Origin of the sequence: Anaerobiospirillum succiniciproducens DSM 6400 (assembly GCF_000482845.1) — a bacterium.
GTDB classification, from domain to species: Bacteria; Pseudomonadota; Gammaproteobacteria; order Enterobacterales; family Succinivibrionaceae; genus Anaerobiospirillum; species Anaerobiospirillum succiniciproducens.
Window position 1 is genome coordinate 22,148 of record NZ_AXWV01000054.1, and the last position, 9,606, is coordinate 31,753.

The window sequence follows — 9,606 nt, forward strand, 5'->3', positions numbered from 1 at the left end:
TAGCGTCCACTCTATGGAACAATCACTCACTACAACAGATCTCGCCATATAGAATTAGACTATATTTGCATGATGATGTGACAACCAAACACATCATATTGGCTTTGAGATCTTAAAAGTGAAAGCTAAATTGCGCATTATTCTAGCAAAATTTGGGATCGGGCACACAGTTTGCCCTGTTGTTGGGCCCAAATACAACTAGCGGTGCTCAAACTCCTATCTATATAAGAGGCGCAAATGTTTAGACTCTGTCAGAGGGGTGGTTTGTGTTGTGCCCAAAGCAAAACGGCCCCACTAAGTGAGGCCGCTTGCATTAGCATAAAGATCTGTGTCGATGTGACTGATTAAGCCTTAGGTTTTTTGGTTGGACGCTTGTAATTGTCCTTAGTAAGACCCTTTGCGCGAGTGATATACAGTGCGTTGGCGGCTACAGTCTTAGTTACGGTGGTGCCAGCTCCGATAGTTGCGCCATCCTCAACAGTAACCGGGGCAACTAACTGTGTATCTGATCCAATGAAGACATCCTTGCCGATGACAGTGCGATGCTTATTAGCGCCATCATAATTGCAGGTAATAGTACCGGCACCGATGTTAGTGCCAGAGCCGATATCGCTATCACCAATATAAGTAAGGTGGCCAGATTTAGTGCCAACCCCAATATGGCTATTCTTTACTTCAACGAAGTTACCAATGTGCACCTCATCTTCAAGCACATTGCCTGGACGCAGACGTGCAAATGGTCCAATGGTAGTGTGCACCTTCATCTCAGACTTTTCTAAGATGGAGTATGGAGAGATCTCAGAGCGATCGCCAATGGTTACATCCTTAAGTACACAGCCAGTACCAATAATTACGTTATCGCCGAGCACCACCTTGCCCATAATGATAACGTTGGTATCGATAAAGCAGTCTTTACCAAAACTCAGAGTGCCACGCAGATCAAAACGTTCAGGATCAGCTAAAGTAAGGCCTTCAGTCATTAAACGAGTGGCTTGTTGCTTTTGGTAGATACGCTCAACTGCAGATAACTGTACCTTGTTATTGACGCCTTCGAGCAGCATGGTGTTGTGAGGCTGTGCCTCAACAGGGCTTACGGTACGGCCATCCTTAACTAAGAGCTCAATGAGATCGGTAAGGTAGTACTCACCTTGAGCATTGTTGTTGGAGATTTTTGGCAAATACTCATTTAATACTGCAGCTGATGCGGCGATCATGCCGGTGTTAATTTCGCGAACTGCCTTTTGCTCTTCGCTAGCATCCTTTTCTTCAACTATGCAACGAATGCTGCCCTTTGAGTCACGGATGATGCGACCGTAGCCAAAAGGATTCTTTGGTCGTGAGGTCAGCAAAGTCATAGCAGAGCTGTTAAGACCTGAGAGTAAACGCTCAAGCTCGCTCTTTGGAGTTAATGGAGTATCCCCATAAAGAACAATCACATCTGAGGATGCATCGACACAAGGAATGGCCTGAGATACTGCATGGGCGGTACCTAATTGCTCTTTTTGGTAGCACACATTAATGAGTGAGCGGCAAGCACCCTCAAGGCTTTGTAAAGCTTGTTCCACTTGCTCGCCCTTGTGCCCAAGTACTACATGAATCTTGGATGGGCTAAGCTCACTAGCGGTCTTAATGACATGAAAGAGCATCGGCTCATCAGCAACCTTATGCAACACCTTTGGTAAATCAGAGTGCATGCGTTTGCCCATACCTGCGGCAAGGACGATAACTTCAAGAGCCATATACTCTCCTTAATATAAACAAAATGATTAATCTGATGGACACACACACACACACACACAAAGTCCATCAGGATGTATCCCATAATGCTAAAACTTTAATGAATAAGATAATAATCTAACTTTCAAAAATACAAGTGCTAGCAAAGATGGTTTGATCCACGAAAAGAATTTTTAAAATTATCTTAACGCTATTTGGCGTTCTTCTTATAGCGGTACCAAACAAAGATTATCAAAGCTAGTGCTGCAATGATGAATGGATAACTAAGCAGCTGTCCTACGTTCATGCCTACATTGGTTTGATAATCTGCCTGCTCGATCTTAAATGGCTCAATGATGACACGAGCAGTGAAGATCATAAGAAGCATTAAGCCCAAGATGAAACCATCAGGGCGCTTTTTCATCGCAAAGTACACGAAGGTAAGCACGATGAAAGTGGCAAAGTAAGCACAAGCTTCATAGAGCATAGCAGGGTGGCGGGCAAAGTCTTCGCCCAAACGGGCAAATACAACGCCAAACGCACTATCTGTTGGGGTTCCAAGAATTTCAGAGTTCATAAAGTTGCCTAAGCGAATGAAGCAACATACGAGCGCAATTGGGATGCTGAGCATATCGGCAAGCTCTAAGAAACGATACTTCTTGGAGCGCCAAATATAGATGGAGTAGGCGACAATCACGCCTACAGTACCACCGTGGCTTGCAAGTCCGCCATTCCAGATTTTAAGGATCTCAATTGGATTGGACAGGTAGAAGTCTGGTTCGTAAATAAGACAATGACCAAGACGTGCGCCTATGACAGTGCCAGCAAAGATATACACGAGCAGTTTGTCTAAGTCTTCAGTGTTGTACTTAAGGCGCTTAAACATAGCCTGCATGATGAAATAGCCAATCACAAAGCCAGAGGCAAAGAACAATCCGTACCAACGCAAGGTTAGTGGACCTATGGTAAAAGCAATTGGATCTCCGTCCCAAACAAACATAGTACTTCTCTAATGTTGGAAAATTATTGCCACGGCTATGGTGCTGTTAGGCAGATTACATATCGAAAACGATCAGCTATCGTAAGACTGTCCATGAAATATTCATCCGCTGTCATGGATTACTCAAAAAGCTAAGTTCTCGTAGCCAAGAACAAAAATGTTCGTATAGGCATATAAACTTATCTTATTTCTTGGTATTAGCTTGATTGATAATCTTCATTGTGCCCTATTATGTGGCTTGAAAATTTTGCATTAGTCGCTACATACCTTGAGTAAGTTGAGTCTTAGTTTCGACATTATGAAAAATAGTATTTTCTGTGTAACGTTCAACATAATCAAGTACTTAGCCATGTTCTGTATTGGGGAGTAGTCTCTTACCAAAAGTAGCTTACGAATTGCGTGCGTAAAATAGCTGTAAAGCCTTTATCTATGCTAAGAAAACAAGGTTAGAGAGGCTTTAAATTGAGGTTAGTTTTGTAAGAATAGTTTGGCAAATAAGTCTCCGCCACAAAATAGTGCGAAGACGTCGCACATGAGAATAATAAGACAACATGGCTCTTTGAGGCGTGCATTGCAGTTTGCGCTGATAGACTTTGATATAATCGAGTAGAGCTATGTGCGTTATAAGATTATGTTCTTTGGTGCATGCGCTTATGCACCGAATTAGGGCCTGTTAAGGCCATTCAATCATCCTTGCGCTGTGCTGTTAGTGAGATAGCACTTTATCGGCTTAGTTTGCCTGTGAGTGCCAAATACAAGTTCATAACAAAGGTGTTATGTACGTGTATAAGGAACTATCCACTTAAGCTTTGAGTGCTAATCCGCTCAATTATCAGTCCTTGGATGGGCACATTCTTAAATAAGACGACCTAGTTAACAGCCTGTTTATCTATTCTTTAAGTGCTCCATGATTGATCTAGTTTCCTCGGTAGATGCCCTGTTTTCGTATATGGGCGCAACCATATTCGCTTTAGGCCTTATTTTCTGCCTAATTCCCCGTACTTTTAGGTTCGGTATCTTTGCTATGCTCGCAGGTGATGTACCGCTAGCATTAGCTATTGCATTTCCGAGGAAGATAATTGAGTTCTTGCTCTCGCAAGGCATTACTCCTGAGCAATTCCCTGATCCTGATTCTGGTCATATCTATGGTATCGTAGGTGGTGTGGCCTTTGTCGCTTTTCTATTCTTAATGCGCGCCTTGCTCTTAAAGCTCTTTAAGAGAAGCGCAGAAGATGATGATGCACCAGTACTCCCTGTAGAGGACTCGTTCTTAGATGAGGAGCAGGACGATTTAGATCTCGCAGGCAAGGGAGCACGCAATCAAAAAGCCTCAGGCAAGAAAGGCAATAAGAGAGCTAGCTCAAGACATTTAAGCGCTGATGATGTTCCTCTGAGCCTTGATGGTGCAGACAGCGCATTCAAGCCATTAAAAGAAAATAATAGCTATCCAGAGCCACGCACTAATGCTAACGGAGATAGCACTAGTGCAGCTAACAGCTTTGGTAGCGCTGCGCTGCAGGGTTTAAGTGCCGATGATGGTCCTGACTTTAGCAACGATTTCTTAGCCGCAACTGCACGTAAGGAAACTCAAGCTAAAGCATCTGATGCTAATACTCCTTCTAAAGAGGCCTTAGCTGACCGTATGAGTCGTCTGAGTTCTCTTGCTATGTCTGTTGCACAAGAGCAGGAGCAAAAACAGTCTGCATCAGATACAAACAATAAAGATAATGCCTCATCACCATGGTCTGGCCTAATGGCTAAGATTGATGCGGCTAATGCTCAAGGTCAAGCAGCACAGCCTCAAAGTGCCCAAGAGAATGTAGGTAATGAGCTTGCTCAGGTTCCTCTTACAGGTCGCAAGGTAGGACAGTTACTTGATGTAATTGATAATGACGATGCTGAAGCTGTAGCTGATCTGCAAAAGAGTTATAACAAGAAAACTACTGAGGATACTGCTAGTTCATCAGCTGGTTTTGCTGATATCTTAAACTCAGCTACTGCTCGTCAAAGCCGTATTGAGCATGAAAACCAAGATGAGCTTGACTCTCACAACCTCACTGATGCTTTAGGTCAACAAGCCGAGGATCTCAATGACGATCGTTACGAGGCAGCTCCTAAGGATCAAGAGCAATCTCCAGTTTATCCAAACTTCAAGCGCAAGACTGTAGCTGAGGTATTAGCCTCATTAGAGTCAGAAGATGTGCCTGATAAAAACGATGAGCTTAAGGTAGACGGTGCTCATAGTGCAGCTACAGACTTTGACCGTCAGGCTATCGATGCCAAGATTGCAGAGACTAGTGAGGTAAGCAATAAAAGCGAGCCTTATCAGTCAAGCTCTGCAAATAAAGCTGATGCAAGTGAGAATCAGGATGGAGCTGCTGATGGCTTAAACCTTGACTCCTTAAACTTCAGTTTCTCTATTTACAATCACAACTTAAGAGAAAAGCAGTCTGAAGATGAAGACAAGGGTGTATCCGAGTCTGAGGAAAAGTCTTCTCAGGCCCCTTCAAGTATTGCTAAGCAGGCAACCTTAGCCGCTGCTCAAGAAGGTGGTGAGGAGCTTCCTGAGCTGAACTTAGATGGCATGTCTCCAGGCTCTGAAGATGTCTTAAGTGAAGAAATTAGCGCAGAGTTAGAAAAACAAGATAAGGAACACGACATTCTTGAAAAGAGTGATCGTGCTGCTGAGGCGTTAAATCACGTCTCCTTGCTCGAGGGTGACTTTGAGAACGAGGCCTCCCGTTTCTACGAGTACAACACTACTCGTGTCGACTCTGCTCAAGAAGAGGCTAAGTCTCTTGAAGAGCGCATGCGTCGTGGTATTCAAGAGAAGTTTGGTATCGATGGCAGCACCATTTCACCTGCTTTAGCTAATGACCCTGGCATGATCTCTGACCTTGAGAGACAGCAAAAGGTCATGGAGGCTCTTAATAAGCTTAAGAACCTCAATGCCGCTAAGCAGGCCAATAAGGAACAAGAAGTTGTCAAGGCAGATGCCGCCGCAAGCACTGATACCCCTGCAAGCACTGATACAGCTGCACGCACAGATACATCCGCTAAAGCAGAGTTTGCTAGCAAGGCCGCATCTGATGATGCTCAGGAGACTAAGAGCGATAGCCAAAAACCTAGTGCTCCGGTAGCCTCCGATCTTAAGGCCATGGTTGCAGCAGCTAAGGCCGCCGCCGCCGCATCTGATAATGTTCAAGAGCCTAAGACCGATAGCCAAAAGCCAAGCGCTCTGGCAGTATCCGATCTTAAAGCCATGGTTGCAGCAGCTAAGGCCGCCGCCGCCGCATCAGATGATGTTCAAGAGCCTAAGAGCGATAGCCAAAAGCCAAGCGCTCCGGCAGTATCTGATCTTAAAGCCATGGTTGCAGCAGCTAAGGCCGCCGCAGCCGCAGCTGATGATCAGGCTGAGGATAAATCTCAAGCTACTGCAGCTCAGATGGCTAAAGATAGTGTTTCTGAGGATAAGACTAAGGAGCTTAAGTCTCAGAGTGCGCCTTTAGCTGCATCAACAGCTGCTGCGCTGACTCCTGCACAGATGGTAGCTCAGGCTAAGCTTGCTGCTTTAAGAGCATCCTCAGCTACTAAGCCAAAGCCAAAGAAGATTTTTGCAACCTTAAATGAGGGTGGTGAGACTCGTGTTAAGGGCCCACGTACCGCAGCAGAAGCTTTAAAGATGGCATTTGCTAATGCTGGCTCTGAGGGCCGTGGTCTCTTGCAAAATGCCTATAAGCATCACAAAGAGTTTAAGCCTTTAAATGCTCCAGCTGAAGGTGGCGTAGCAGCAAGTATCAAGGCAGAAGTTGCTAAAGCTAAAGCTGCAGCTGCTGGTGCTGATCTTAATGCTATGGATTTAGCTGAGGATATTGCAGCTATGGCTGCTGCCGCCGCTGCTTTGCCTGGTAGTGAAGATTTCAATACCGATGAGATGCTGGCAGCAGTCGATAGTATCGATACTAGTGGCTCCTTTACAGATGGCTTCAATGCTAGTGATTTTGATGCTTCAACTCTCGATAGCATCGGCTCAGATGGCTTTGACTCTCAGGCAGCTGTTGCAGAGGCAAAAGAGGCGGTGGATGCTATTGCAGCTAGCGTAGAGGATGATGCTGGCTTTGAGGGCGATGAATTTGATGCTGCAAACAGTGTCGTTAGCAAGCCTGTTTCAACATCCACTAAGTCCGAGCGTATGCAAGATATGCTTGCCAAAGCTAGAGAGCGAGCTGCCAAGGTTGCAGCTATGCGTTCTGCTGACTTAGCTAAGAAGGGTGCTTCCCCTGATGTTGCTGCTGCAGTTGTAGCAGCAGCTAGTGAGGCTGCAACCAACGAGTTTAATGTAGTTACTCCTGTTCTTCCTCATGAGGATGAAGAGGATCCAGCTGATTTGGCCGCTAGCATCAGAGCCGCTGTAAATACCGCTAAGGCTACAGCTGCTGCTAATACACGTAAGGATGTTCCTGAAGATGACGAGTGGTCATTCCCGGTAGCTGATAATGAAGAGCCTTTACGTCGAATTTCATCAATAAATCCAGGCAATGATCCAAAGGTTAAGGCTGCACGTGCTAATGCTATGGCACGCATTGCTAAAGCTCGCCAAGCTGCTCAGGAGCGTTCAGCTGCCGCAGCTGTGGCTGCTGCCTGGAAGAAAGATAAGGGCAGTATCGTTTCAAAGCATGGTGTGGCTAATAAGGCTGCAGCAGCATTACAGTCACGTACTGCAAGCTCCTTAGTTGCTAATGCAATTAAAGAGCGTACTGGCGTAGTAGTTCCACAGAAGATGATCAGAACTGTTCCTGATTCTCTGCCTACTGCCATTCGTACTCCTAAGTCATTTGCCGCAGGTGCTGCTCGCATTAATCGTTTAGAAAACGTTAAGAAAGCTGCATCAGCCGCTGGTCGTCAGATTCCAAATACCGAGCGTAAGGTAGCTACACCACGACAGGTCCTCAAGAGCGATGCTGTGACTAAGGTCGATGTAAAGCCTCAGTCTCGCGCCGTGACCTCTGATGTTAAGAGCGCTTTAGAGGCTGCACGTGCATTTGCTAAGTCTCGTGATGATGCTAAAAAGCAGCTGAGCAATGCATCTAATCCAGATGAGGTTAAGATTGCACTTGAGGCTGCTCGTAGCGCTGCAAGAAATCGCGCTCGTGAGGCTGCAAAGGCTAGAGCTACTATTGCAGCTCATGCTAGCAAGAAGGTTGAGGTACCTGATGTAGAGCGTACTGAGCCATCTGAGGCTGTTAGCTCTTCACTTGAAGCAGCACGTAATGCCGCTCGTGCAGTATTAGCTCGTGCCGATCGTTCCAAGTCAGGCGTAGTTCCACCTCACTCAGAGGATGTGGATGTTAACGCTATTAATGATGAGGCTAAGCTTAAGAGCGATATGGCTCCAAAGAGTGATATGTCGATTGCTCGCCTGACTAAGGCTGTGGCATCAGCATCTAATGCTTCAGCTCAAAAGCGACCGGTTGCCGCAGCTAGCGCCTCAGCCCCATCTGCAAGCACTGCAGCTCCTGCTAGTGTAGTAACCGCAAGTGCTACAGCAGCTACAAGCGCTGCAACATTAGATAGCGATGAGCCAAAGCGTCGTGTTCACTCTCTCAAAGGCCGCAGCCGCAGCAAGGCTGATGATACTCAAGCTGTCGTTGAGGAGGCTGCAAGCTTAAAGAAGCGTAAGGTCGCATCTTTAAAGCGCACCATACGTCGCTCTAGTGCAGATACTCAAGAGTAGTATTAACTAAACATTCATTATGTCTCCCCTTATCTTTAGTTAATTAAAGTTAGCGGGGAGGCAACGTTTGAGGCCGCTTAGCGGCCTTAGTTATTTTTATCGTTACGCAATAATGAGGATCTAGCATAGATGAAGCAAACGCAACTAAAGATTGCTTATGTCAGTCCAGCTAGTCCTTGCATACATAGATTAGTGGCAAAAGATGAGTTCTTATTAAACTCTGCATCCTCATTTAAACCACTACGTCGTAAAACCTATCTATCAGGGCGCGGCTTACTCAAACTCGCATTAGTTGAGCAAGGACTGTTAGATATAAATGCTCCTCTGCCGCCGCTCATGCTTGGACCAAGTGGTAAGCCATTTATTGGCACTTTAAGTAAGAGCGTCAATGAGGTTCACTTTAATCTTAGCCACTCTATAGATTTAATTGCCCTATCTACAGGAAGCAAAGAGCAGGGGATCGATCTTGAGGTAGCTAATATTAAACGCTTACGTAAGCCATTAGTTGAGCGTGTCCTAAGCGATAAAGAGCTTGATTATTATTTGAAGCTTGAGAGCGACGCAGATAAAGCCTTGTTTTTTACGCAACAATGGACCTTAAGAGAGGCTCTAATTAAGCTTACGGGGCTAAGCATCTTTAAGATGGATGTATTGAGTATTGATCCGTACGAACACACCATTGTCTCAAGTGAGGTTCCAAAGGGCGTGGTCTACTGCTTCAAGTTACCAAAGGCGGCAGGAAGTTCAAGGTGTGTGCTTAGCAAAGCCATGCATGATAGTCACCCATCAAGTGTTACTGTAGATGCTAATTGTGGCCTTGATGAGCCATTAGAGATTAATCTTAACGAGCCACTTGATGCGATGGTATCAGTATTTGTGCATCAAGAGGACATTGAGGAGTGCCAAAAGGCCAGGATAGCGCCAGTTTTAATTAGTATGCAGCAAGAACTTGCCACCTCATTAGGTCTTTTAATGGATCATGATGGAGCACAAGAGGCTGCCCTAAATGGTGCGATTAACGATAATGAGTCTATGTTGTATGACCACACAGACTTTATCCCATGCGCTCTTGCGGTTTATAACACGTTTACAGTTAATTGCAGCCCTGATTCATAAGGCAGCCATACATTATGTATGGATGCGGCGTGTTATAATA

General features: G+C 45.4%; 4 protein-coding genes. 2 read left to right on the forward strand and 2 right to left on the reverse strand.

From position 1 onward, the window contains the following. Positions 1-344 precede the first annotated feature (344 nt). Both glmU and lgt read right to left on the reverse strand, forming a co-directional pair. Entirely contained in the window at positions 345-1,739 is a 1,395-nt protein-coding gene (gene glmU / locus H524_RS0108020) for a bifunctional UDP-N-acetylglucosamine diphosphorylase/glucosamine-1-phosphate N-acetyltransferase GlmU (RefSeq protein ID WP_027939846.1), read from the reverse strand. A gap of 188 nt (positions 1,740-1,927) precedes the next feature. Next, positions 1,928-2,716, reverse strand: coding sequence for a prolipoprotein diacylglyceryl transferase (gene lgt, locus H524_RS0108025; RefSeq protein ID WP_027939847.1), 789 nt, complete (start codon positions 2,714-2,716; stop codon positions 1,928-1,930). A 907-nt stretch (positions 2,717-3,623) separates the two neighbouring features. Here lgt and H524_RS0108030 point away from each other — a divergent pair. Together H524_RS0108030 and H524_RS0108035 are read left to right on the forward strand one after the other, a co-directional pair. Further along, positions 3,624-8,450 carry a hypothetical protein gene (locus tag H524_RS0108030; RefSeq protein WP_156907582.1) on the forward strand — a complete coding sequence of 1,609 codons (4,827 nt, stop codon included), beginning with the start codon at positions 3,624-3,626 and terminating at the stop codon, positions 8,448-8,450. 129 nt (positions 8,451-8,579) lie between these two features. Further along, positions 8,580-9,566 (forward strand): 4'-phosphopantetheinyl transferase family protein, encoded by a 987-nt coding sequence (locus H524_RS0108035; RefSeq protein ID WP_027939849.1) that lies wholly within the window; start codon positions 8,580-8,582, stop codon positions 9,564-9,566. Positions 9,567-9,606: the final 40 nt, after the last annotated feature.